At 69.2% G+C, this 23,647-nt stretch carries 21 protein-coding genes; 17 read left to right on the forward strand and 4 right to left on the reverse strand.

Going from position 1 to position 23,647, the window contains the following annotated elements:
• Positions 1–96: 96 nt before the first annotated feature.
• On the reverse strand, positions 97–513 hold the full coding sequence (locus J7U37_RS21175; RefSeq protein ID WP_247636998.1) for an alpha/beta hydrolase: 417 nt from the start codon (positions 511–513) through the stop codon (positions 97–99).
• Between the two features lie 9 nt (positions 514–522).
• Here J7U37_RS21175 and J7U37_RS21180 point away from each other — a divergent pair, with 9 nt between their 5' ends.
• On the forward strand, positions 523–1,803 hold the full coding sequence (locus J7U37_RS21180) for an FAD-dependent oxidoreductase (protein WP_247636999.1): 1,281 nt from the start codon (positions 523–525) through the stop codon (positions 1,801–1,803).
• A gap of 17 nt (positions 1,804–1,820) precedes the next feature.
• On the opposite strand, the gene J7U37_RS21185 is transcribed toward J7U37_RS21180, so the two are convergent.
• Entirely contained in the window at positions 1,821–2,714 is an 894-nt protein-coding gene (locus tag J7U37_RS21185; protein ID WP_247637000.1) for a LysR family transcriptional regulator, read from the reverse strand.
• A 130-nt stretch (positions 2,715–2,844) separates the two neighbouring features.
• On the opposite strand from J7U37_RS21185, the gene J7U37_RS21190 reads away from it, so the two are divergent.
• The 8 genes from J7U37_RS21190 to J7U37_RS21225 all read left to right on the forward strand — a co-directional run bounded on the left by J7U37_RS21190 (position 2,845) and on the right by J7U37_RS21225 (position 11,581).
• Positions 2,845–3,240 carry a cupin domain-containing protein gene (locus J7U37_RS21190; protein WP_247637001.1) on the forward strand — a complete coding sequence of 132 codons (396 nt, stop codon included), beginning with the start codon at positions 2,845–2,847 and terminating at the stop codon, positions 3,238–3,240.
• Positions 3,241–3,284: 44 nt separating this feature from the next.
• Positions 3,285–4,487 (forward strand): MFS transporter, encoded by a 1,203-nt coding sequence (locus J7U37_RS21195; RefSeq protein ID WP_247637002.1) that lies wholly within the window; start codon positions 3,285–3,287, stop codon positions 4,485–4,487.
• 32 nt (positions 4,488–4,519) lie between these two features.
• Complete coding sequence (locus J7U37_RS21200) at positions 4,520–5,281, forward strand: glucose 1-dehydrogenase (protein WP_247637003.1); 762 nt, start codon at positions 4,520–4,522, stop codon at positions 5,279–5,281.
• Between the two features lie 10 nt (positions 5,282–5,291).
• Positions 5,292–5,786 (forward strand): cyclophilin-like fold protein, encoded by a 495-nt coding sequence (locus tag J7U37_RS21205; protein WP_247637004.1) that lies wholly within the window; start codon positions 5,292–5,294, stop codon positions 5,784–5,786.
• On the forward strand, positions 5,783–6,826 hold the full coding sequence (locus J7U37_RS21210; RefSeq protein WP_247637005.1) for an SMP-30/gluconolactonase/LRE family protein: 1,044 nt from the start codon (positions 5,783–5,785) through the stop codon (positions 6,824–6,826). Before J7U37_RS21205 ends, J7U37_RS21210 begins: the two co-directional genes overlap by 4 nt.
• A 32-nt stretch (positions 6,827–6,858) precedes the next feature.
• Positions 6,859–9,276, forward strand: a complete 2,418-nt coding sequence (locus J7U37_RS21215) for a membrane-bound PQQ-dependent dehydrogenase, glucose/quinate/shikimate family (RefSeq protein WP_247637006.1) — start codon at positions 6,859–6,861, stop codon at positions 9,274–9,276.
• Between the two features lie 58 nt (positions 9,277–9,334).
• Positions 9,335–10,102, forward strand: a complete 768-nt coding sequence (locus J7U37_RS21220) for an SDR family oxidoreductase (RefSeq protein ID WP_247637007.1) — start codon at positions 9,335–9,337, stop codon at positions 10,100–10,102.
• A gap of 171 nt (positions 10,103–10,273) precedes the next feature.
• Positions 10,274–11,581: a PQQ-dependent sugar dehydrogenase gene (locus J7U37_RS21225; protein ID WP_247637008.1), complete on the forward strand. Its 1,308-nt coding sequence runs from the start codon at positions 10,274–10,276 to the stop codon at positions 11,579–11,581.
• Positions 11,582–11,597: 16 nt separating this feature from the next.
• Here J7U37_RS21225 and J7U37_RS21230 read toward each other — a convergent pair whose 3' ends face one another.
• Positions 11,598–12,491 (reverse strand): LysR family transcriptional regulator, encoded by an 894-nt coding sequence (locus J7U37_RS21230; protein ID WP_247637009.1) that lies wholly within the window; start codon positions 12,489–12,491, stop codon positions 11,598–11,600.
• Positions 12,492–12,760: 269 nt separating this feature from the next.
• Here J7U37_RS21230 and paoA point away from each other — a divergent pair, with 269 nt between their 5' ends.
• The 6 genes from paoA (at position 12,761) to J7U37_RS21260 (ending at position 20,053) form a co-directional block, all read left to right on the forward strand.
• Positions 12,761–13,354: an aldehyde dehydrogenase iron-sulfur subunit PaoA gene (paoA, locus tag J7U37_RS21235; RefSeq protein ID WP_247637010.1), complete on the forward strand. Its 594-nt coding sequence runs from the start codon at positions 12,761–12,763 to the stop codon at positions 13,352–13,354.
• Entirely contained in the window at positions 13,351–14,301 is a 951-nt protein-coding gene (locus J7U37_RS21240) for a xanthine dehydrogenase family protein subunit M (RefSeq protein WP_247637011.1), read from the forward strand. Before paoA ends, J7U37_RS21240 begins: the two co-directional genes overlap by 4 nt.
• A 3-nt stretch (positions 14,302–14,304) precedes the next feature.
• Positions 14,305–16,509, forward strand: a complete 2,205-nt coding sequence (paoC, locus tag J7U37_RS21245; RefSeq protein WP_247637012.1) for an aldehyde oxidoreductase molybdenum-binding subunit PaoC — start codon at positions 14,305–14,307, stop codon at positions 16,507–16,509.
• Positions 16,510–16,561: 52 nt separating this feature from the next.
• Positions 16,562–18,772 carry an aldehyde oxidoreductase molybdenum-binding subunit PaoC gene (gene paoC / locus J7U37_RS21250; RefSeq protein WP_247637013.1) on the forward strand — a complete coding sequence of 737 codons (2,211 nt, stop codon included), beginning with the start codon at positions 16,562–16,564 and terminating at the stop codon, positions 18,770–18,772.
• A 118-nt stretch (positions 18,773–18,890) separates the two neighbouring features.
• Positions 18,891–19,289, forward strand: coding sequence for a cupin domain-containing protein (locus J7U37_RS21255; protein ID WP_247637023.1), 399 nt, complete (start codon positions 18,891–18,893; stop codon positions 19,287–19,289).
• A 35-nt stretch (positions 19,290–19,324) separates the two neighbouring features.
• Positions 19,325–20,053 (forward strand): RibD family protein, encoded by a 729-nt coding sequence (locus J7U37_RS21260; protein WP_247637014.1) that lies wholly within the window; start codon positions 19,325–19,327, stop codon positions 20,051–20,053.
• A 564-nt stretch (positions 20,054–20,617) separates the two neighbouring features.
• On the opposite strand, the gene J7U37_RS21265 is transcribed toward J7U37_RS21260, so the two are convergent.
• Positions 20,618–20,821 (reverse strand): helix-turn-helix domain-containing protein, encoded by a 204-nt coding sequence (locus J7U37_RS21265; RefSeq protein WP_274533118.1) that lies wholly within the window; start codon positions 20,819–20,821, stop codon positions 20,618–20,620.
• Between the two features lie 136 nt (positions 20,822–20,957).
• Between J7U37_RS21265 and J7U37_RS21270 the strand changes: the two genes are divergently transcribed.
• Together J7U37_RS21270 and J7U37_RS21275 are read left to right on the forward strand one after the other, a co-directional pair.
• Complete coding sequence (locus tag J7U37_RS21270) at positions 20,958–23,108, forward strand: M48 family metallopeptidase (RefSeq protein WP_247637015.1); 2,151 nt, start codon at positions 20,958–20,960, stop codon at positions 23,106–23,108.
• A 10-nt stretch (positions 23,109–23,118) separates the two neighbouring features.
• Positions 23,119–23,643 (forward strand): hypothetical protein, encoded by a 525-nt coding sequence (locus J7U37_RS21275; RefSeq protein ID WP_247637016.1) that lies wholly within the window; start codon positions 23,119–23,121, stop codon positions 23,641–23,643.
• Positions 23,644–23,647 lie beyond the last annotated feature (4 nt).

Consider the following 23,647-nt stretch of genomic DNA (forward strand, 5'->3'; position numbering starts at 1 on the left):
TAGTCGTCCAGCGAACTGGGCAGCAACCAGGATTGCCGACGGTCCTGCCCTTCGACGAACCGACCCATGCCGACCTCCGCAGATGAGGCCGCAAGTCTACTTCAGATCGGGCTTTTGACACAGCCTCGACCCAACATGGTCGTTCGGCCGGACGCTTCCGTCGCCCGTAAGCGGACATAACCTTTCCTGCAGGAAATCCGTGATGGCGCTGACGAGCGCCTTGGCGTTCTCCTCCGGCACCCAATGGTTGGCCCGTTCGATGGTCCGGAAGGTCACATCCTTCGCCACCTCTCGCATCATTCCTTCAGTGAAAGGTGCGAACGCGCTGGCCGCTCCGGGGAGTGCAAGTACCAGCATCGTCAGCTTTCCGCCCCGCTTGAGGTCGTCCCTGTTGCGTTCCACGTCCACCGGGAAGGCGCGATAGATCTCGAAATCCGCCCGTATCGCGCCGGGTCGGGAAAAGGCCCGGACATATCGCTTACGAACCTTGGAAGCTGTGTTGGCCGACCTCACCTTTATCCCATGGGCAGCGCGTTCGACGTCATCATCGTAGGGGGAGGTGCCGCGGGCATCGGTGCCGCCCGGCAGCTAGCGGCCCACGGGTCATCAGCTCTGCTGCTTGAGGCGTCGTCGCGCCTTGGCGGACGCGCGCACACGCAGGAAATCGACGGGTACCCGCTCGACCTCGGGTGCGAATGGCTCCATTCGGGCGACCGCAATGCCTGGGTCGGCATCGCCGAAACGTTGGGCTTCCCGGTCGACCGAGGAGAGCCGCCTTGGGCGAAGGCTCACCCCGGCATCACCCAGGACGAGGGCGCCCAGGAGGCAGCGCAAAAGGCGTACGGCGATTGGGAGGAGCGGCTGCGCCTGGTCGCGGCAGACAGTGACCAAGCCTGCGATGCGCTTGAGCCCGGCGGCACCTGGAACGCCTACGTGCGAGCCATCGCCGGCTTCATGTGCGGCGTTGGCCCCGAGGCGATCTCCGCCGCCGACTACCTGGCCTACGACGATGCCTCGACGGGCCGGAACTGGCACCTGCCGCTCGGCTATGGCACGTTGGTCGCTGCCAGCCTACCGACCTCGACGACGCTGAGCCTCGCCACCCCCGCCGAGCGGATCGACCTGACGGCGGACGGCGTCTCAGTCACCACCCGCGCGGGCACCGTCCGCGCCGGGGCCGCCATCCTCACCGTCTCGACCGCGGTTTTGGCAGGCGACGCGATCCGCCTTCCCTCTGGGGTCGACCCCTGGCGCGAGGCCGCCGCCGCCCTGCCGCTCGGCCGCAACGAAAAGCTCTTCCTGGAGATCGGTCGCGACGCCGCGTTCGAGCCGGATACGCATGCCTACGGCAACCTGCGCGATCCGAGATCGGCCGCCTATTCCATCCGCCCGAACGGGTGGCCGGTGATCGAGGCGTTCCTCGGGGGCGACGGAGCCCGCATCGTCGAGGAGGAGGGCCCGGCCGCCGGCTTCGCCCACGTGTACGCCGAATTGGCCGCCCTGTTCGGCAGCGATGTAGCCTCGGCGATCCGGCCGCTCGCGGCGACGTCGTGGAGCCGGATGGCCTCCATAGGCGGAGCGTATAGCTGTGCCCTGCCGGGCCGATCCGGTGCGCGGGCACAGCTGGCCCGCCCCTTCCAGGACCGGCTTTTCTTTGCGGGCGAGGCGACCCACCCCTTCGACTTCACGACCGCCCACGGGGCCCACGATAGCGGGCAAAGGGCTGCCGACGAGGCGATGGCGGCGTTCCGGGGTAGGTACGGCCACGGGCGACGAGGCCCACTCGCCGCCACGGGGACCTGAGCGGCCCTACGGCGATCTCATCCCCGGTAGCGCAGCGCCTCGACCAGCACGACGAACGCCGGCGAAGGCCGGCACAGGGTCGGATAGTACAGATGATAGCCTGAGAATGGCGGGCACCACTCATCCAGCACCCGAGTGAGCCGACCGTCGTCCAGGCCGGCCTGTACCTGGTCCTGCGGCAGGTAGGCGATTCCGAACCCGTCGAGCGCCGCCTCCAGGATCAGGGCGACCGTGTTGAAGACGAGTTGCCCCTCGACCCAGACGCGGACGTCCCGCCCGCCCTTCTCGAACTCCCAGGCATAGAGCCCCCCGAGGGTGGGCAGGCGCAGGTTGATGCAGGAATGGTCCGTGAGGTCCTCCGGCCGCTCGGGACCCGGACAGCCCGCGAGGTAGGAGGGCGCTGCCACGGCGGCCATGCGCATGTCGGGCGCGATCCGCACCGCGGCCATGTCTTTGGCCACCGTCCCCCCCAGCCGAATGCCGGCGTCGATGCCTTCGGCGACGATGTCTGTCAGGCCGTAATCGACAATCGTCTCGACCTTGATGTCCGGGTTCCCGGGCAGGACGCGTCGAAGGGCGGGCCAGAGAACGGTTCGCGCCGCGTGCTCGTCCGCGGTGATCCGAATGGTCCCGGCCGGCCTGCCACGGATCTCGGCCAGGTCGACGAGGCCGGCCTCGATATCGTCGAAGCGAGGCCCCACGGCCTTGAGGAGCCGCTCGCCGGCCTCGGTCGCCGACACGCTTCGGGTCGTGCGCGCGAGGAGTCGTATCCCTAAGCGGGTCTCCAGGGCCCGGACGGTCTGGCTCAGCGCCGGCTGGGATACCCCGAGCTGCGCGGCCGCCTTCGTGAAGCTGCCCGCCCGCGCCACGGCGACGAAGGCGCTCAGGTCGTTCAGGCTCTCACGTAACATCCATAAGCCCTGCTCATGACCTCATGTTCATTTGAGCACCTAATCGGGTCCGCAACCAAACGCTAGTTTCCGGTCCAGCATCGCTGGGCGCTTTCGCGCCCGGACCCATCGATCACGACGGAGCATGGCCATGGACATCAAACGCGCGGGCTCGCAGCCCTCCGGAAAAGGTCCGGACGAGTGGTTCACCGGTACCGTCCGCGTCGACCCGCTCTTCAGCGCGACAGAGCCGGCCCGCACCAGCGGAGCCCTTGTTACGTTCGAGCCCGGCGCCCGCACGGCCTGGCACACCCATCCGCTCGGCCAGACCCTGGTTGTCACGGCGGGTTGCGGCCGGGCCCAGCGCGAGGGCGGTCCCATCGAGGAGATCCGTCCCGGCGACGTGGTCTGGTTCCCGCCCGGCGAGAGGCATTGGCATGGCGCGGCGCCGACCACCGCCATGAGCCACATGGCCATCCAGGAGGCGCTGAACGGCAGCCCCGTCGACTGGATGGAGAAGGTCTCCGACCAGCAGTACGGCGCCTGAAGCCCGCCCTCGACCTCGAACATCCAGGAAGGGGCGGCCTGCCCATGAACCCGAACCAAGCCTGCGCGGACGATGCCGCCTTCGGTCGCGAGACGGCGGCCCGCGGATGGGGCGCGGTGTTCGCCATGACCCTTTGCGTCGCGACGCTCATCGCCTCCGAGTTCATGCCCGTCAGCCTGCTGACGCCGCTCGCGGCCGACCTGCACATGTCCGAGGGGCATGCCGGCCAGGCCATCGCGGTCTCTGGCCTGTTCGCGGTCCTCACCAGCCTCGTCATCTCGACGGCCACGCGCGGGATCGACCGCCGCACCGTCCTGCTCGTGCTCACCGTCCTGATGATCGCCTCGGGCCTGATGGTGGCCTTCGCGCCGAACACCGCGGTCTTCATGGCCGGGCGTGCCCTGGTGGGCGTCGTCATCGGCGGCTTCTGGTCGATGTCGACCGCGACGGTCATGCGTCTCGTGCCGGAGTCCGAGCTTCCCCGTGCGCTGGGCCTGCTAAACGGCGGCAACGCCATGGCGACTACGGTCGCGGCGCCGCTGGGCAGCTTCCTCGGGGCGTATATCGGCTGGCGCGGCGCCTTCTTCTGCGTCGTCCCGCTGGGGGCCGTGACACTGGCTTGGCTCTTCATGAGCCTGCCTGCGATGCCCTCCGCCCGGACGGCCAACGGCGGCACCGTCTTCCGGGTCCTGCGCAAGCGCCAGGTGCCTCTGGGTATGCTCTCGGTCTCGCTGTTCTTCCTCGGGCAGTTTGCCCTCTACACCTACCTGCGCCCGTTCCTGGAGACGGTGCCGCGCGTTGATGTGGCCACGCTGTCGCTCATCCTGTTCGGCACCGGCGCGGCGGGTCTCGTCGGAAGCTACCTGATCGGGTTCCTGCTCAAGACACGCCTCTTCAGCCTCCTGATCGCCATGCCTCTCGTGATGGCGACCATCGCCGTCGCCCTGACGGTAGTCGGCGGGTCATCGGTTGCTTCGGCGACGCTGCTCGCCGGATGGGGCCTGGTCGCCACGGCGGCACCCGTAGCGTGGTGGACCTGGCTGAGCCGGGCGCTGCCCAACGAGGCCGAGGCCGGAGGCGGGTTGCTCGTCGCCGTGGTGCAACTCGCCATCGCCCTCGGGGCCACCCTTGGCGGCCTCGCCTACGACGCAAGTGGATACTGCGCCACCTTCGCGGTCAGCGCCGCCGCGCTCTGCGCCTCGGCCCTGGTCGCGGCCCTCGCCTGGCGCCAGCGGCCGAACGCCTGAACCCCGCCGAAACCGATACCAAGGAACCTCCCATGCAGATCACCTTTGAGAACAAGGTCGCCCTCGTCACCGGCGCCGCCATGGGCGTGGGTCTGGCGACCGCCCGGATGTTCGCCGAGGCCGGCGCCGCCGTCGTGCTGTCCGACCAGAACGAGGAGGCTTTGCGGTCCGTCACGGATCGGCTGGAGGCGGAGGGCCATCAGGTGCTCGGCGTTCGCTGTGACGTCAGCAAGGCTGACGAGGTGGCCGCGATGGTCCGGCGCACGGTCGACACCTACGGCCGCCTCGACGCCGCCTTCAACAATGCCGGCATCCAGATCCCGGCCAACGACGTCGTGGACGTGCCGGACGCGGACTACGAGCGGGTCATGGCGGTGAACCTGCGCGGCGTCTGGAACTGCATGCAGGCCGAACTGCGCCAGATGCAGGCCCAGGGCAGCGGCGCCATCGTCAACTGCTCGTCCATCGGAGGGCTCATCGGCAATCCCGGCCTCGCTGCCTATCACGGCACCAAGTACGGCGTGATCGGGATGACACAGAGCGCGGCCCTGGAGAACGCTCCGCGCGGCATCCGGCTGAACGCCGTCTGCCCCGGAACCATCGACACCCCGATGGTCGCCAAGATGCTCAAGGAGCAGCCAGAGGCGATGGACGTCATCATGGGCAAGCAGCCCAACAAGCGCCTCGGCCGGCCAGAGGAGGTCGCCGCTGCCGTGCTCTTCCTCTGCAGCGACGCGGCGAGCTTCGTCCTCGGCGTCGCCCTGCCCGTCGACGGCGGCTACACCGCGACTTGAGGCGCCGACCATGCGACGCAATCTGTCCTCATCGGCGATCCTCGCGGTCGGTCTGACCCTTCTTTCCGGCCTGCAGGCGCTTCACGCCGAACCTAGCCAGGAGCGCCGAATTCCCGGCACCAAGCCCGAGAAGGCACCCGCCATGAGCATGGTGCGGATACGACTGAACTCCTCGAATGGTGATAGCGTCACCGCGACCCTCGGCGATGGCGAGAGCGCCCGCGCCTTTCGCGCGCTCCTGCCCCTCACGCTGACCCTGAAGGATTTCAACGGCTCCGAGAAGATTGGCGACCTGCCCAAGCGCCTGTCAGTCCAGGGGGAGCCGGCGGGCGCCGACCCGGAGCCGGGCGACATCGCCTACTATGCCCCCTGGGGTAATCTCGCCATCTACTACAAGGACTTCAAATACTCGGACGGGCTCGTCCGCCTCGGTCGCCTGAGCCACATCCCCGACGCGTTCAAGCGATCCGGCCCGGTCAAGGTGACCATCGAGGCCGTCCCATGACCATCGGGACGCCGGGGCGGCATACATTGGCTCACACGCTTCTCGTCGTGGCCTGCCTCTCGGGGACAGCCGGCGTGACCTCGGCCGATGAGGCCCCGGGCGCGCTCGCCTACGACGCACGGACACGCGGACCGGTGCCCATCCCGCCCGGCGAGCGCGACTTGCAGAGCGTCGTCGCTCAAGCCTGGTTCAAGGTGTCGGTCGAGGGCGTCCCCCTGGAAGGCCCTTCCTTCGACCGGGCGGGCAACCTGCTGTTCACCGATGCCGGTACCGGCCGTGTGCTTCGGCTCACGGCGGACAAGCGCCTGACCACGGTCGTGCCGGCCAACGACCTCAACCTCGGCGGCCTCGCGATCCACAAGGATGGCCGCATCTTCGCCGCCGGAACCGGCGGCTTCAGGCGCGGCTCCATCGTCTCGGTCCGACCCGACGGCTCGGATATGCGGACCGTCATCCCGTCGGAGGCGGGATATGTCGTCAACGACCTCGTCTTCGATGCCGAGGGCGGTTTCTACTTCACCGATTTCCGGGGCACCTCCACCGATCCCACTGTGGGCGTCTACTACGTGGCGCCGGACCTCAAGACCGTCACCCCGATCCTGCCGAACCTCGCGCTGGCCAACGGCGTGGCGTTGAGCCCGGACGGCAAGACCCTGTGGGTCACCGAGTTCGGTCGCAACCTGCTGCACCGGGTCGACCTCGCGGACGCGACCACGCCCACGCCGCTCGGAACGACCGTGGCCTACCATTTCACCGGTCCGGCGCCCGACTCGATGCGCGCGGACTCCGACGGCAACCTCTACGTCGCCCTGTACGGGCAGGGCCGCATCCTGGCGTTCAACCGCAACGGCATCCCCATCGGGCAGGTGCTGCTGCCGGGGCGCGACGACGGCCACAACCTGCGCTCCACCAGCATGGCGCTGCGGCCCGGCACCGACGAGCTCCTCATCGTCACGAATGACGGTACCGGCGGCCAGGGCTCCACGATCTTCCACGCCCAGGCCTTCGCGAAGGCGCTGCCGCTCTTCTCGCATCGATGACGCCCGCCACCGGTCCAACGGAAACCACCACCATGAAAACCAATGAACCGGCGCCCCTGTCCGGAGCCGCGGCAACCTGGGACGGCCCCGTGACGGTCTGGACGAGGCGGGCGGTCGCCGGTCTTCTCGTCCTCGTCGGCCTCACCCTCGGCGCCGGGGGCGCGGCCCTGGCCTGGTACGGCGGCTCGCCGTACTACCTGCTGACCGGGATCGCCGTCCTGGCGAGCGGCGTCCTGGTCTGGCGTCGCGACCCGAGGGGTGTCCCGCTCTTCGCCGCGATGTTGGTGTGGACAACCGCCTGGGCCGTCTGGGAGGTGGGCTTCGACCCCTGGCAGCTCCTGCCACGGCTGCTCGCGCCTTTCGTCCTCGGACTGGCGCTCCTGTTGCCACCCGTCCGGATCGCCGGCCCCCGCAGGCTCACCGGGGCATGGGGATGGCCGGCCTTCGCCGGGGCCCTGATCCTCGCCGTGGTCGCGGGCGGTGCCCTGCACCCGACGGCACCGGCCGAGCCCATCCTGCGCCGCGGCGTCGCCGAGCGCGCGCCCGGTACCCTGCCGCAACCGCTGGCCCGCATCACGGGCGAGGACTGGCCGAGCTTCGGCAACGACCAGGGCGGCACGCGCTTCAGCCCTCTTACGGACCTCACGCCGCAGAACGTCGGGAAGCTGGAGGTCGCGTGGGAGGCCGAGACCGGTCCCGACACGCCCGGACCGGCGACCGCCCTAGAGTCGACGCCGATCATGGTCGGCGATGCCCTCTACCTGTGCGACGGCCACAACCGCGTCATGGCTCTCGACGCCGAGACCGGGCGGGAGCGCTGGCGCCACGACATGTCGAACGGCACCCCGCCCTCCGGCAAGCCGTGCCGCGGCGTCGCCCATTACCGCGTGCCAAACGCGACCGGCCTGTGCGCCACCCGCATCATCGCGGCGAGCCAGACCCCCGAGCTAATCGCCCTCGACGCCGCCACCGGCAAGCCCTGCACCGACTTCGGCAAAGACGGACGCGTCGACCTGCGCGAAGGGATCAGCACCTACCCCGCAGGTCAGTATTACGTGAGCTCGGCCCCGCAGATCATCCGCGGCAAGGCGGTGGTCGGCGGCGGCATCCCTGACGGCCAGTTCTGGGGCGGCCCGTCCGGCGTGATCCGCGCCTTCGACGCCCGCACCGGCGAACTGTCCTGGGCCTTCGATCCCGGCCATCCCGACCGGATCGGAGCGCCGCCGCCGGGCGAGACCTACACGCCGTCCTCACCCAACAGCTGGGCGCCGATCAGCGCCGACGACGCGCTCGGCCTCGTCTACCTGCCGATGGGCAACGCCACGCCGGACAATTTCGGCGGCCTGCGACGGCCGTTCGACGAGGAGGTCTCCAGTGCCGTCATCGCCCTCGACGCAGAGACCGGCCGCCTGCGCTGGCGCTTCCAGGCGACCCATCACGACATCTGGGACTACGACACCCCCTCGCAGCCGACCCTGGTCGACATGCCCACGGCGACCGGAATGCGGCCCGCCCTCATCCAGCCGACCAAGCGCGGCGAGATCTTCGTGCTCGACCGCGAGACCGGGCAGCCGATCAAGCCGGTCACCGAGGTGGCGGCACCGCAGGGGGATCTCGGCCCGGGCGAGCGCCTGTCGCCGACCCAGCCCGCCTCCCTCGACCTGCCGGCATTCCGGGGGGCGACCCTGCGGGAGTCCGACATGTGGGGCGCGACCCCCGTCGACCAGATGCTGTGCCGCATCCTGTTCCGGCAATCGCGCTACGAGGGGCACCTGACGCCGATCACGCTAGGCAAGCCCGTCCTGATCGATCCGGGCTCGGTCGGCGGCGTCAACTGGGGCAGCGCCTCCATCGACGTCGACCGCGGCATCATGATCGCGAACTGGATGCGGTTCCCCGACCGGGTCGAGCTCGTGACCCGCGAGGTAGCCAACCAGCGCAAGCTGAAGCTGTCGGACGGGCAAAGCCCCGGTGGCGATGCCGACCGACCGATGCTGAACACGCCATACGGCGCCTATGGCGGGCTGTTCATGTCGCCGCTCGGCGTGCCCTGCACCGCACCGCCCTGGGGGCTCATCGCCGCCGTCGACCTGTCGAGCGGACGCTTGCTTTGGTCCAAGCCCCTCGGGACCGCCCGTGACACCGGGCCATTCAACATCCCGTCGATGCTGCCCCTGACCGTGGGGACCCCGGTTTCGGGCGGCGCCGTCACAACGCACGGCGGCCTCGTCTTCGTCGGCGCCAGCATGGACCGCACCTTCCGTGCACTCGATGCCGCGACCGGGCGGGAGCTTTGGCAGGCCCGGCTTCCGGGTGGCGGTAACGCCACGCCGATGACCTACCGCAGCCCGGTGAGCGGGCGCCAATTCGTGGTGGTCGCGGCAGGCGGGAAGCCCCCGCTCACCATCAGCCTCGGCACCAAGCTCGTCGCCTACGCGCTGCCGCGCTGAACCCGTCCGTGAGGCCTTCCGAGGCCGCGCGGTGATCCCACAGATTCCGGATATACCGATGACCCAGACCCATGACTTCAACGGCAAGGTCGCCTTCGTAACAGGTGCGACGAGCGGCATCGGGCGCGCCACCGCCCTGGCGTTCGCCAAGGCCGGCTCGGCCGTCACGGTCGCCGACGTGTCCGAGGAGGGCAACCTGCAGACCGCCCGCCTGATCGAGGAGGCCGGTGGCCGCGTGCTCGCGGTGCGTTGCGACGTGAGCAAGTCCGAGGACGTGAAGGCCGCGCTCGACCGGACGATTGAGACCTTCGGGAAGCTCGACTTCGCCTTCAACAACGCCGGCATCGAGCAGCCGGTGGCCTCGGTGTCCGAGATCGAGGACGAGGACTTCGACCGCCTCGTCGCGATCAACCTGCGCGGGATGTTCCTCTGCCTAAAGCACCAGGTCCCGCTGCTGCTGAGGAACGGTGGCGGCGCCATCGTCAACACCTCCTCCGGTGCGGGGGTGAAGGGCATCGCTGGCCAGGCCGCCTACGCCGCAACCAAGCACGGCGTGATCGGCATGACCAAGAGCGCCGCCCTGGACTATGCGAAGGATGGCATTCGCATCAACGCGGTCTGCCCCGGCATCATCGATACCCCGATGATGCAGCGGTTCACCGGTGGGACCCCGGAGGGCATGGCGCGGGTGATCGCGCAGGAGCCGGTCGGACGGATGGGCAAGTCCGAGGAGATCGCGGCGGCGGTCCTCTACCTGTGCTCGGACATGGCGGCCTTCGTGATTGGCCACGCCATGGTGGTCGACGGCGGCCAGACCGTCGCCTGACGCGGTCGACCCCGATGGGGAGCCCACGGACCATGCACCGTGGGTCCCCGGCAGGTCTGAAATCACGTGTCCGGCACCCTACGATCCTTTGATGCCTTGTCCTTTCCCGCACCAAGACGGAAGCCGCAGCGCGCGGTCGACCGATCCGTCCATTCGACCTCGGAGCCCTCGTTGATCAACACCCGTACGTGCATTCTCATCGCCACGTCCCTGCTGTGCGCCGCACCGGCCACGGCCCAGCAGTCCAATAGCGTCGGCCTCCCGAACAGGGGCGGGCGCGCGCCCGACGGGCCGGTGACCCCGGGGCGGCCGCTTGCCACCAATGCCCCGACGGCCCCCGACCAGAAGCCGGCCTTCGACGGGCAGGTCCGGGCTCCCGCGGTCTTCACCCGGACGCCGATCTCGGTCGAGGTCAAAACCGAGAACCTCGACCATCCCTGGGGCCTCGCCTTCCTTGGGGACGGCAAGCTCCTCGTATCCGAGAAGCCGGGGGCGATGCGCATCGTCGACATGGCGACCGGAAAGCCCGTGGCGGGGGTGAGCGGCGTGCCGACGGTGGTCTACGGGGGCGACGCGGGCCTGCTCGACGTCGTCGCCGACCCGGCCTTCGCCAGAAACCGCACGATCTACTTCACCTACGTCGAACCCCGCGGCGAGCACGACAGCGGCGTCGTGGTCGCGAAGGCCCGCCTCCAGCCGCCGAAGGGCGGCAACCAGGCCCCGATGTACAGGCTGGAGGACGTGACGGTCCTACTTCGGGTCGATCCCGCCGTGGCCCAGCACGCCCATTACGGCTCGCGGCTCGTCTTCGACCGCGCGGGCTTCCTGTTCGTATCCCTGGGCGAACGGTTCTTCCTCCCCACCCGGGCGGAGGCGCAGTCGACGTATTCCTGGCTCGGCAAGGTTCTGCGCATCGACACCGAGGGCAAGCCGGCGCCCGGGAATCCGTTTGACCGCGATCAGGATGCGGAGAACCATACCCGGGCCGAGATCTGGAGCTACGGCCATCGCAACCCGCAGGGCTTGGCGATCAACCCGGTGGACGGCGAACTATGGGACGCGGAGCACGGGCCGGACGGCGGCGACGAGGTGAACCACGTCGGTCGCGGCGCGAACTTCGGTTGGCCGCTGGTCGCTTACGGCACGAACTACGACCGCACACCGATCAACGGCGGGCGCACCCAGATGCCCGACACGGTCCAGCCGCGCTACGTCTGGGAGGCGGCCGTCGGTCCGGGCGGGATGACCTTCTACGCGGGCGACCTGATCCCGGAGTGGAGGAACAACCTGTTCGTGGCGGCGATGACCGGCCAGCACCTCGCCCGGCTCGTCATCGAGGGCGACAAAGTCGTCGGCGAGGAGCGCCTTCTCCAGGATCAGCATCAGCGCATCCGTCATGTCGCCCAGGGGCCGGACGGCGCGCTGTGGGTGATCAAGGACGCAGCGGACGGCCGGCTGCTCCGCCTCTTCCCGCGTTGAGGCGGAGGGCTCGCCCTCATCCGCGATGGCGGAGCGCCTCCAACAGGACCGTGAAGGCCGGGGCGGGCTGGCGCCGGCTCGGATAGTACAGGTGGTAGCCCGGGAAGGGCTCGCACCAGTCCTTCAGGACCCGCACCAACCTGCCCTCGGCCACGTCCTGCGCCACGTGGTCCTCCGGCAGGTAGGCCAACCCGAGTCCGGCGAGGGCCGCCTCCCGGATCAGGGGTAGGCTGGTGAACACGAGTTGGCCCTCGACGCGCACATTCAGGGCCTGTCCCTTCCGTTCGAATTCCCATGGATAGAACCCGCCACGGGTCGGCCGTCGCAGGTTGATGCACCGGTGGGCGGTGAGGTCCTCGGGGTGCTTGGGTCTCGCCCGTTTCCTGAGGTAGGCCGGCGTCCCGACCACGGCCATGCGCATGTCGGGACCGATGCGGACCGCGACCATGTCCTTCTCGACGTGCTCGCCGATGCGCACGCCGCCGTCGAAGCGTTCGGCGACAATGTTGGTCAGGGCCTGCTCGGTCACGATCTCGACGTTGATGTCGGGGTAGTCCGGGAGAACGCGCGCCAGGACCGGCCACAGGACCGTCGCCGCGGCATCCTCGGGCGCCGTGATGCGGACAGTGCCGGCGGGCTTGTCGCGGAGCTCTGTAAGCGCGGCAAGCTCGACATCGATCTGTTCGAACTGGGGTCCCACGATCCGTAGCAGGCGCTCCCCCGCCTCGGTCGGCACGGCGCCGCGGGTGGACCGGGTCAGCAGGGGCACGCCGAGCCGGGCCTCAAGGCCCTTCAGGGCGTGGCTGAGGGCCGATTGCGTGACGCCCAGGCGCGTCGCGGCCCGGGTGAAGCTGCCCTCCTGCGACACCGTCGCGAAGGACAGCAGGTCGGTCAGGTCCGTGCGCGCCATTGACCGGTTTCTCGCTGCATTCCGAAGGGTGGACGAGATCGTCCGGGTCCGTTCGCGGACGATCCATAAGCATCGCTCATGTCCCTATGTGGCTGGGAGGCACTAATCAACGAGACGTGACGCCGTACCTTGGAGCCTATCCAAGGTGTGTGTATTTCCACGGGCATCCCACCCTCGACGGGCGGCCGTCGCGCCATCGCCCCCCTGCAGCAGGCTCGGAGACCAAGATGGGACGACCTGGAGATTACGACTTGAACCGGAGAGATTTGATGGTGGCTGCATCAGCCACGGCGGCCCTGGCCGCCGTCCCATCTGCGGCGGGCGCCGTGCCCGCGGGAACCGACAAGCCGGTCCTGGCCAAGGTCGGGTTCACGGTCAACGGCGAGCGCCGCGAGCTCGAACTCGACACCCGGACCAGCCTGCTCGACGCGGTGCGCGAGCACCTGCACCTGACCGGCGCCAAGAAAGGCTGCGACCACGGTCAGTGCGGCGCCTGCACCATGATCGTCGACGGTCGGCGCATCAACTCCTGCCTGACCCTGGCGGTCATGCACCAGGACGCCAGCGTCATGACCATCGAGGGGCTCGGCAAGCCGGGCGACCTCCATCCGATGCAGGCGGCCTTCGTGAAGCACGACGGTTACCAGTGCGGCTTCTGCACCCCGGGCCAGATCTGCTCCAGCGTGGCAGTCATCGCCGAGATCAAGTCCGGCATCCCGAGCCATGTCAGCGCCGACCTCAACGGGACCTACGAGGTCACCGATGCCGAGATCCGCGAGCGTATGAGCGGCAACATCTGTCGCTGCGGCGCCTACTCCAACATCGTCGAGGCGATCACCGAAGTCGCCGGGAGGCCCGCATGAAGTCCTTTACGTACGAGCGCCCGGGCACGCCCGCCGAGGCCGCCGCCGCCGTCGCCCGCACCCCGAACGCCAAGTTCATCGCCGGCGGCACCAACCTGCTCGACCTGATGAAGCTGCAGATCGAGACCCCGACCCACCTCGTCGACGTCAACGGCCTCGGCCTGGACAAGGTCGAGCCGACGCCGGAGGGCGGGCTTCGGATCGGGGCGCTGGTGCGGAACACGGATCTGGCCGCTGATGCCAGCGTCCGGAAGGATTACGGCGTTCTCTCGCGGGCGCTGCTCGCGGGCGCTTCGGGACAGCTCCGCAACAAGGCGACCACCGCCGGCAACCTGCTGCAGCGGACCCGGTGCCCGTACTTCTACGACACGGCCCAGGCCTGCAACAAACGCCAGCCGGGGTCCGGTTGCTCGGCCATCGACGGGGTCAGCCGGCAGCTCGCCGTGATCGGTGCGAGCGAAGCCTGCATCGCGACCTACCCGGGCGACATGGCGGTGGCCATGCGCGTGCTCGACGCCACCGTCGAGACCGTCGACGCAAAGGGTGCCACCCGCAAGATCCCCGTCGCGGACTTCCATCGCCTGCCCGCCGACAAGCCGGAACTCGACACGACGCTGAAGGGCGGCGAGCTGATCACCGCCGTGACGCTGCCGAAGCCCGTCGCCGGGACGCACATCTATCGCAAGGTCCGCGACCGGGCCTCCTATGCCTACGCCCTCGTCTCCGTCGCCGCCGTGATCGGCAAGGACGGGACCGGGCACGTGGCGTTCGGCGGTGTGGCGCCGCGCCCGTGGCGCGTCGAGGCCGCCGAGGCCGACCTGCCGCGGGGTGCCAAGGCGGTGACCGACAAGGTCTTCGCGGGGGCCAAGCCGACCGAGGACAACGCCTACAAGCTGAAGCTCGCCGAGCGCACGCTCGGTGCCGTCCTGACCAAGGCGAGGGCCTGATCCATGAAGTTCGACACCCCCGCAGGCACCAACCCCATCGACCAGCTCAAGGTCGTGGGGAAGGCCACCGACCGGATCGACGGCCCGTTCAAGACCACCGGCACCGCCCCCTACGCCAACGACTGGCATGACCCGCAGGCCAAGCTCGCCTACGGCGTCGTGGTAGGCGCCACCATCGCCAAGGGCCGGATTGCCGCGATGGACCTGGGCGCCGCCAAGGCCGCCCCGGGCGTCGTCGCCATCGTGACCGCCGAGAACGCTGGCAAGCTCGGAAAGGGTAAGCTCAACACCGCAAAACTTCTCGGCGGCCCCGAGATCGAGCACTACCACCAAGCCGTCGCCGTGGTGGTCGCCGAGACCTTCGAGCAGGCACGCGCCGCCGCGGCGCTGGTCAAGGTCAAGTACATCGCCACCAAGGGTGCCTTCGACCTAGCCTCGGTGAAAGACGCGGCGAAGGACCCGGGCGACGTCCAGGGCAGTCCGTCCTCCTCATCCGTCGGCGACTTCGCCGGCGCGTTCGCCTCGGCGCCGGTCAAGCTCGACGAGAGCTACGAGACGCCGGACCACGCCCACGCGATGATGGAGCCCCATGCCTCGGTCGCGTCCTGGGACGGGGACAAGGTCACGGTCTGGACCTCGAACCAGATGATCGCCTGGGGCACGCGCGACCTCGCACTGACCCTGGACGTCCCGCAGGAGAAGGTCCGGTTGGTGTCGCCGTTCATCGGCGGCGGCTTCGGCGGCAAGCTCTTCCTGCGGTCCGAAGCCCTGCTCGCGGCACTGGGCGCCCGTGCGGCCGGTCGGGCGGTGAAGGTCGCGCTGACGCGTCCGCAGATGTTCAACAACACCACGCACCGGCCTGCCACGATCCAGCGCATCCGCATCGGCGCGACCCCGGACGGAAAGATTACCGCCATTAGCCACGAGAGCTGGTCGGGCGACCTGCCCGAGGGCGGGCCTGAGGCGGCGGTCCTGCAGACCCGTCTGCTCTACGCCGCCCCCAACCGCATGACCGCCCTGCGCCTCGCCGTGCTCGACCTTCCCGAGGGCAACGCCATGCGCGCGCCGGGCGAGGCTCCCGGCCTGATGGCGCTGGAGGTCGCCATGGACGAGATGGCGGAGAAGCTCGGGCTCGACCCCGTGCGCTTCCGCGAGATCAACGACACCCAGGTCGATCCGGAGAAGCCCGAGCGGCTCTTCTCCCAACGCAGCCTCGTCGAATGCCTTCGCCAGGGCGCGGAACGCTTCGGCTGGGACAAGCGGGGCAAGCCCGGGCAGGTCCGCGACGGGCGCTGGCTCGTCGGGATGGGAATGGCCTCGGCCTTCCGCAACAACATGGTTTTGAAGTCGGCCGCCCGCGTCCGCCTCGACGGTAAGGGCATGGTCATCGTCGAGACGGACATGACCGACATCGGCAACGGCAGCTACACCATCATCGGCCAGACGGCGGCCGAGATGATGGGCGTCACCCTCGACAGGGTCATCGTGCGCCTCGGCGACTCCGATTTCCCGGTCTCCTCGGGGTCGGGCGGACAGTTCGGCGCCAACTCCTCGACGTCCGGCGTCTACGCCGCTTGCATGAAGTTGCGTGAGGCCGTGGCCGGCAAGCTCGGCTTTAACTCGGCCGATGCCGTATTCGAGGACGGGCAGGTCCGCTCGGGCAACCGCGCAGTCCCGCTCGCTGAAGCGGCTACCGGCGGGGACATCGTGGCCGAGGATGCCATCGAGTTCGGCGACCTCGACAAGACCTATCAGCAATCGACCTTCGGCTCGCACTTCGTCGAGGTCGGCGTCGACGTAGCCACGGCCGAGATCCGGGTCCGCCGCATGCTGGCGGTCTGCGCCAGCGGCCGCATCCTCAATCCGAAGTCGGCCCGCAGCCAGGTCATCGGCGGGATGACCATGGGCGTGGGCGCGGCGCTGATGGAGGAGCTCGCTGTCGACACCAAGCGCGGCTACTTCGTCAACCACGACCTCGCCGGATACGAGGTGCCGGTCCATGCCGACATCCCGCACCAGGAGGTGGTCTTCCTCGACGAGGTCGATCCGATGTCCTCGCCGATGAAGGCTAAGGGCGTGGGCGAACTCGGAATCTGCGGGGTCGGCGCGGCGGTGGCGAACGCCGTCTACAACGCCACCGGCGTGCGGGTCCGCGACTATCCCATCACCCTCGACAAGCTCCTGAACCGCATGCCGGACGCGGCTTGAGCGCTCCGGACGACAGGAGCGTCGCCGAAACCGAAGGTCGAGGAGCGAGATCATGAAGTTCGACACCCCAGCCGGCATCAACCCCATCGACCGGCTCAAGGTCGTCGGGCAGCCGCTCGACCGGGTCGACGGTCCGCTCAAGGTGACCGGTACCGCCCCATACGCTTCCGACTGGCATGATCCTCAGGCGAACCTCGCCTACGGCTTCATCGTCGGTGCCGGCATCGGCAAGGGGCGCGTCGTCGCGATCGATCTCATCGCAGCCAACGCCGCCCCGGGTGTCGTCGCCATCGTCACCCACGAGAACGCGGGAACGCTCGGCAAGGGCGAGTTCTACGTCCAGCGTTTCCTCGCCGCACCTGAGATCGACCACTACCACCAGGCCGTCGCGGTCGTAGTCGCGGAGACGTTCGAGCAGGCCCGCGCCGCTGCCGCCCTGGTCAAGGTGAAGTATGCCAGAGTGGAGGGGTCGTTCGACCTGTCGGCGTTAGTGGCGACGGCGCCGGTGGCCGAGGCCGGCCAGTTCGGGGGTAAGCCCGAGACCAGCGTCGGCGACTTCGAGGCCGCGTTCGCGGCGGCGCCGGTCAAGGTGGACGAGACCTATACGACGCCCGACCAGGCGCACGCGATGATGGAGCCGCACGCAACCATTGCCTCGTGGGACGGCGACCGCCTGACCTGCCACACCGCGATCCAGCAGATGAACTGGGGCGTTCGCGACCTCGCCAAGACCCTTGGCATCACCAAGGATAAGATCCGTCTGGTCTCGCCGTACATCGGGGGCGGGTTCGGCGGTAAGGGGACCGTGCAGACCGACCTCGCCCTGGCCGCGGTGGCCGCGCGCGTGGCGCGTCGGCCGGTCAAGTTGGCCCTGCAGCGCCCGATGATGTTCAACGCCACCATCCACCGCCCGGCGACGGTCCAGCGCATCTGGATCGGGGCGACGATGGACGGTCGGATCACCGCCATCGGTCACGACAACCTCAACGGCAACCTCGCCGGGGGCCGGACCGAGCCGTCGACCGCCGCGACGCGGTCGTTCTACGCCGGTGCCAATCGGATGACCCGCCAGCGGCTGGCGGTGCTCGACCTCGCCGAGGGCAATGCGATGCGAGCCCCGGGCGAGGCTCCGGGATTGATGGCGCTTGAGATCGCCATGGACGAGATGGCGGAAAAGCTCGGCATGGACCCGGTCGCGTTCCGGGTCCTGAACGACACCCAGGTCGACCCTGAGCATCCCGAGATGCCGTTCTCGACCCGCCCGTTCGTGGAGTGCCTCCGCACCGGTGCCGGGCGGTTTGGTTGGGATCGACGCAAGGCGGCGCCGGCCAGCGTCCGTGACGGGCGCTGGCTGGTCGGGATGGGGATGGCGGGCGCGATCCGCGCCGCGAAGATCGCCAAGTCCGGCGCCCGCGTGCGGCTCGATGCTCGGGGCGTGGTCACGGTCGAGACCGACATGACCGACATCGGCACCGGCAGCTACACCATCGTCGCCCAGACGGCGGCCGAGATGATGGGCGTCGGGATCGAACGGGTCATCGCGCGCCTCGGGGATTCCGATTTTCCCGAGTCGCCGGGTTCGGGCGGTCAGCAGGGCGCGCCGTCCGTCACCGCAGGCGTCTACGCCGCGTGCGTGAAGCTGCGCGAGGCCGTGGCCCAGAGACTGGGGTTCAATTCGGCCGACGCGATCTTCTCCGACGGCGAGGTACGCCTGGGCAATCGCGCCGTGCCGCTCGGCGATGCGGCTAGGGCCGGCGACATCGTCGTTGAGGACACTATGGAGTTCGGCGACCTGTCGAAGAGGTTCGCCCAACAGACCTTCGGGGCGCACTTCGCCGAGGTCGGCGTGGATGCGGACACTGGCGAGATCCGCGTCCGACGGATGCTGGCGGTCTGTGCCGCGGGCCGCATCCTCAACCCGAAGACGGCCCGCAGCCAAGTCATCGGTGGCATGGTCATGGGCGTGGGCGCCGCCCTGATGGAGGAGATGGCGGTCGACACCAAGCGCGGCTTCTTCGTCAACCACGACCTCGCGGGCTACGAGGTACCGGTCCATGCCGACATCCCGCACCTCGACGCGATCTTCGTCGATGAGGTCGATCCGACCATGTCGCCAATCAAGGCGAAGGGTGTCGGGGAGCTCGGGCTGGTCGGCGTCGCACCTGCGGTCGCGAACGCGATCTACAACGCGACCGGGGTTCGCGTGCGCGACTATCCCATCACGCTGGACAAGCTCCTCGACCGCATGCCCGACGCGGCCTGAAGGAAGCGGCAAGGATACCGTCATGCACATTCTCGTCGGGACCGCCTCGCTCGTCCTTGCCGCGACCCTCGCCACCGGCATGAACTGGCATTGCTCCGCCAGTCCCTCGCCGGTGGCGGTGACCGTAGAGCGCAGCGGTACCGCGCCCTCCGTAAGGGGCGCGCCGGAGAACTTCACGGGGACCGTACGCGTCGACCCGATGATCCAGGAAAGGCCACCTTCACGGATGTCAGGCGGCCTCGTCACCTTCGAGCCCGGCTCTCGAACGGCTTGGCATACCCATCCCCTCGGTCAAACCCTGATCGTCACCGCCGGGGTCGGTCGGGTCCAGAACGAGGGCGGCCCGGTGCTGGAGATCCGGCCTGGCGACGTGGTCCGCATCCCGCCCGGCATGCGCCACTGGCATGGGGCCTCGCCTAACGCGGGCATGAGCCACATCGCGTTGTCGGAGGCGCTCGACGGCAAGGTCGTCGATTGGATGGGGCACGTCACGGACGCCGAGTACCGCGGCGAGTGACCTGACCGTAACCCGAGGAAGAGTGAGTTCGCGAGATGCGTCCAAAAATCATCTGCCACATGGGAAGCTCCATCGACGGCCGGCTCCACCCGAGCCGCTGGACCCCTCCCGCCGCGGGCATCGAGCAGGACTTGGTTCACCGGTACTACGACGAGACCGCGGCACGCCTGGATGCCGAGGGCTGGATCGTGGGTCGCACGACCATGGCCGAGATCGCCAAGGGGCATCCGCGCAAACCCGAGACTGTTCCTGGTGACCTCCGCCAGACCTATGTCGGTAAGCGAAACGGCCGCGACCTGGCCGTCGCAATCGACCCTCACGGGAAGGTTCATTACGGCCGGGACGACGCTGGCGGGGACCATATCGTAGCGGTCCTTGGCGAGGGCGTCACGGACGACTATCTGGCGGAGCTCCGTGAGGACGGGGTCTCCTACATCTTCGCCGGTCCGGACGGCCGTGATCTCGTCGGTGCGATGGCGACACTGGGCGAGACCTTCGGCGTAAGGACCCTGCTGCTTGAGGGCGGCGGCATCATCAACGGCGCTTTCCTGAAAGCCGGACTGATCGACGAGATCAGCCTGCTTGTCTCGCCCGCCCTTGATGGTCTTGCGGGCGTGCCAACCATCTTCGAGTACCACGGCGAGCCCGACGAGCGGCCGGCGGCCGGCAAGGCGCTTCGGCATCGCCACACCGAGACTTTGGAAGGCGGCACCGTCTGGCTCAGGTATGCCGTCGAGGATGCTCCCGGCGCCAAAGCCTCGTGACCATGAACCGCCACCGGTTAAAGGCCAACCGACCCGATTTCGTAAGCTGGAAACGACAGGGCCGCAAAAAATTTTCGTGCGACCCTGTTATAACTCTAAGTTGATTTAGAACGCATCTTGGGTGCGCCGAAGCTGATCATTGGGTCGGCTATCACACGCGGGCGTATCCGCACTGCCGTAGTGCAGGACGACCATTATGTTGGTGATATTAATCGCCGGGTTCGCGCCATGTGTAGTAGCGCCCCTGTATCGGTCGCTAGTTCCTGCAGCGTCGTAGTATTCTTGGCTTTGACGATGAGAGCGGCTGAGTGGAGGGGTAGGCCTCTGTCGATAGGACCTATGTCTGCTTGAAGACATTAGCCACCGAAAGCAGCCAGACCGCTACCCACCCAAGTCGGTCGAAGAGCGGAGGGACAGCTCCCGACCCAACACAGTCATTAGGATCGCCATCAGCGCTTCCCAAAAGCGGCCATTCGTCGGCCGTCCGGCAATTTCGGCTCGGGATGGGTAACGGACCTTGACCTTCTGCCCCGAAGCGGACACCGAACCATTGGAGTGCAGCAGTCACCGTCTACCGGCAGAGGCCAAGCTGCCTCTGTCAATGATCTCGACCGCGCCACGACGTAGCTCGACCAGACCAGCCTCTGCCCATTGCGCCAGAATGCGACTCACCACCTCGCGGACGCTGCCGATGTCAGTAGCTATTTCCTGGTCAATCGAAAGACTGGCGCCATGGACCTGATCAAGGGTGAGAGCCGCAAGGTCGATAGGATCTCGTGCCGCAAGCACGACAGCCTCATCCCGATTCCAGTGGACGAGCGTCCGGCGAACAAATTCTGAGTGACCCGTTCTGGCTCCGAACGCATCTGAGGAGGCGGGTATCCCTGACGTAGCTAATTCGCGCATGCCCTTGCGCTTGCGTTCCGTCACGCACCTGATCGCCGCCACCGTCCTCCTGCCCCTGGGCATCCTGCTCCTCGGCCTGTGGGAGCAGGAGCGGGCCGGCGCCGATTCGGCGGACCTCGTCGCCGAGCGGGAGCACCTGACCCGGATCGTCGCGGATCTGGAGGCGCGGGCGCCGCCGGACGGGCGCCCCGATTTCCGGATGCAGTTCCGCCGCAACGGCAAGGGTTATGGCGGTCCACTCGCCCTGGTTCAGGCCCGGGCGGCCCGGGACGAGGTCGCGACCCTGACGACGGTCATGGACTGGCGCCGCCTGCTCCCGCCCGTGGTCGTCGCGGCCGGGGGGGGCGCCGCACTCCTGTCGATCCTCGTGCTCCTCGCCGGCGCCGCTCTCGGGCGGCTGGGGCGGGCCTCGCGCGACGCGCTGGTGGCCGGTTTTTCGTGGATGCGCCGCCTGCTGCCGCCGGTGCTCGCCCTCCAGGTGCTCTTTACCACGGCGGGCTTCGTCGCCGCCGTGGTCTTCGAGGCCGGGTTGCTGGCACGGCCCGGGCTGGGCGGCAGCGAGATCAAGATGCTGTTCGTGGCCGTCGTCGCCATCGGGGCGGTCCTGGTCGCGGCGGGCGCCACAGTGCTCGGCCTGCGCCGTGCGCTCTCCGCCTTCGAGCCCGACCCCCTGTCGATCTTCGGCCGGGTCGTCTCGCCCGCCGAGGCGCCGGGCCTGTGGCGGCTGATCGAGGGGCTGGGTGACCGGCTCGGGGCGTTGAAGCCCGAGGCCGTGGTGGTCGGCCTCACGGGCGGCTTCTTCGTCAGCGCCGGTCCTGCCGTGGTCGAGCCCGGCGGCGCGCCGCTGACGGGCCGGATCCTCTACCTGCCGCTGCCCTACCTCGCCCTCCTGCGGGGCGACGAGGTGGCGGCGATCATCGGCCACGAACTCGCCCACTACGTCGGGGGCGACACCGTCTACAGTCAGCGATTCCTGCCCATCTACGCCGGCGTCGGGCGCTCCCTCGACGCGGTGGCGGAGGGACATGCCGGGTCCTTCGGGCTGCTCGGTCCGTCCCTGCGCCTCGGCGTCTTCGTCATGGAGAACTTCCACCTCGCCGTGCGCCACTGGAGCCGGACCCGCGAGTTCGCTGCCGACGCGGCGGGCGCCAGCCCGGTCTCCGTCGACGCCGCCGCGCGGGCGCTCCTGCGCACCGGGGCCGTGGCCCCCCGCATCGCCGAGACCTTGGACGCCGCCGCCGAAGCGCCCGGGTCCGCCCCGGCCGACCTCGTGGCGGCGAGCCTCGACCACGCCATCGCGCGCGGCCTTGACGATCCGGCGACGCATCTCGAGGCGGAGCAGGCCCACCCCACCGACACCCATCCGCCGACCCGCGAGCGCTTGGCGGCTTTGGGACGGACCCTCGATACCGAACTCCTGGCCGCCGCGGCCGCGGTGCCACCCCCGCACGCGCTCGGCCAGCTCGCCGCCTACTTCGCCGACCCCACCGGCCTCTGCCGCGCGGCGACGCACGACTTCCTCGACGCGGTGCGGACCCGCGACGCGGCGTTCCGCGCGCACCTGGAGGCGACGGTGGCGGAGATCGGCACCGAGGCACGGGTGCTGCGCGAAAGCACCCGCCCGGGGGCCATCGCCCTCCTGGTGGCGGGCGGCTTCTTCATCGGGGTCGCCCTCCTGTGGCTCGCCGCCGGCCTGCCCGGCCTGTCCGCCAGCCAGGCGGGGGCCGTGGTGGGGGTAGCGCTGGCGTGCGGGGCGGTCCTGGGCGGCTTCGGCGGATTTCGGCTGTGGCGGGGCGAGCGCACGACGATGATCCTGACCCCCGAGGCCCTGGCGGTGCCCGGCCTCGACCGACCGATCCTCTGGGACAGCATCGCCGACCTCGACATGACGACCCGGCAGAACGGCGTCGTCACCCGCCTGCTGCTGCCGCCGGAGGCGCCGTTCCCGCAGGCGGTGCCGGGCGGCCGCAAGGTGAAGCTCGACGCAGGGCGCGGCATCGTCACCGTCACGGCCGGCCTGCCGTACCGGATGTCGGTACAGGACTTCGCCGACCTCATCGGCCGCTACCGGCAGGCGGCGCAGGCGCGCCGTGTCCTGGCCGAGACCGCGGCGGCTTCCGAATCCTCCCAGACCCCCGTGATCCCGTGAGGTTCCGACCATGAACACCGCCCCCAACCGCCCCGAGCCCTCGCGTACGGAATCCTTGCGCCTGCCGCCGCCCCGCCAGGGCTGGGGCAACATCTTCTGGACCCTGTTCGGCCTCGTGGCGCTGGGTGCCCTCCTCGTCGCCTGCGCCGTCTACACGGCCCCGCCGGTGGTGACGGATTGGCAGATCCGCGACACGGCGCGTCCCGTCGCCGCCGCGCGGGTGAGCGACGGCAAGTGCAGCACCAAGATCGTGCTCCACCTCTGCGACATGACCCTCACCCTGCCCACCCCGTCGGGCCCGGTGGTCCGCCGGATCAACACCGTGTTCACGGGCGTGCATGCGGGCGATTACAGCGTCCGGGTGATGGCCGATCCGGCCCGGCCCGACCTCGTCACCACCGATCTCGCCCTCGACCGCCTGTGGAACCGCACCGTCACGCTTCTGGTCATTGCGGGAGCGCTGGCGGCCATCATCGTCGCGGCCATTGCCGCGATGGTGCGCAACCGGCGGGCCGGCGCGGGGGCCATGGGCTGATGCG

It is taken from the genome of Methylobacterium sp. 37f (genome assembly GCF_023093475.1).
GTDB lineage: Bacteria > Pseudomonadota > Alphaproteobacteria > Rhizobiales > Beijerinckiaceae > Methylobacterium.

Excerpts from the sequence above, each read along its gene's own strand:
- J7U37_RS21180 (WP_247636999.1), top strand. The coding sequence starts at position 523 with ATGGGCAGCGCGTTCGACGTCATCATCGTAGGGGGAGGTGCCGCGGGC.
- paoC (WP_247637012.1), top strand. The coding sequence starts at position 14,305 with ATGAAGTTCGACACCCCCGCAGGCACCAACCCCATCGACCAGCTCAAG.
- J7U37_RS21240 (WP_247637011.1), top strand. The coding sequence starts at position 13,351 with ATGAAGTCCTTTACGTACGAGCGCCCGGGCACGCCCGCCGAGGCCGCC.
- J7U37_RS21230 (WP_247637009.1), bottom strand. The coding sequence starts at position 12,491 with ATGGCGCGCACGGACCTGACCGACCTGCTGTCCTTCGCGACGGTGTCG.
- J7U37_RS21260 (WP_247637014.1), top strand. The coding sequence starts at position 19,325 with ATGCGTCCAAAAATCATCTGCCACATGGGAAGCTCCATCGACGGCCGG.
- J7U37_RS21220 (WP_247637007.1), top strand. The coding sequence starts at position 9,335 with ATGACCCAGACCCATGACTTCAACGGCAAGGTCGCCTTCGTAACAGGT.
- J7U37_RS21185 (WP_247637000.1), bottom strand. The coding sequence starts at position 2,714 with ATGTTACGTGAGAGCCTGAACGACCTGAGCGCCTTCGTCGCCGTGGCG.
- J7U37_RS21210 (WP_247637005.1), top strand. The coding sequence starts at position 5,783 with ATGACCATCGGGACGCCGGGGCGGCATACATTGGCTCACACGCTTCTC.
- J7U37_RS21275 (WP_247637016.1), top strand. The coding sequence starts at position 23,119 with ATGAACACCGCCCCCAACCGCCCCGAGCCCTCGCGTACGGAATCCTTG.
- J7U37_RS21215 (WP_247637006.1), top strand. The coding sequence starts at position 6,859 with ATGAAAACCAATGAACCGGCGCCCCTGTCCGGAGCCGCGGCAACCTGG.
- J7U37_RS21270 (WP_247637015.1), top strand. The coding sequence starts at position 20,958 with ATGCCCTTGCGCTTGCGTTCCGTCACGCACCTGATCGCCGCCACCGTC.
- J7U37_RS21205 (WP_247637004.1), top strand. The coding sequence starts at position 5,292 with ATGCGACGCAATCTGTCCTCATCGGCGATCCTCGCGGTCGGTCTGACC.
- J7U37_RS21200 (WP_247637003.1), top strand. The coding sequence starts at position 4,520 with ATGCAGATCACCTTTGAGAACAAGGTCGCCCTCGTCACCGGCGCCGCC.
- J7U37_RS21190 (WP_247637001.1), top strand. The coding sequence starts at position 2,845 with ATGGACATCAAACGCGCGGGCTCGCAGCCCTCCGGAAAAGGTCCGGAC.
- paoC (WP_247637013.1), top strand. The coding sequence starts at position 16,562 with ATGAAGTTCGACACCCCAGCCGGCATCAACCCCATCGACCGGCTCAAG.
- J7U37_RS21195 (WP_247637002.1), top strand. The coding sequence starts at position 3,285 with ATGAACCCGAACCAAGCCTGCGCGGACGATGCCGCCTTCGGTCGCGAG.
- paoA (WP_247637010.1), top strand. The coding sequence starts at position 12,761 with ATGGTGGCTGCATCAGCCACGGCGGCCCTGGCCGCCGTCCCATCTGCG.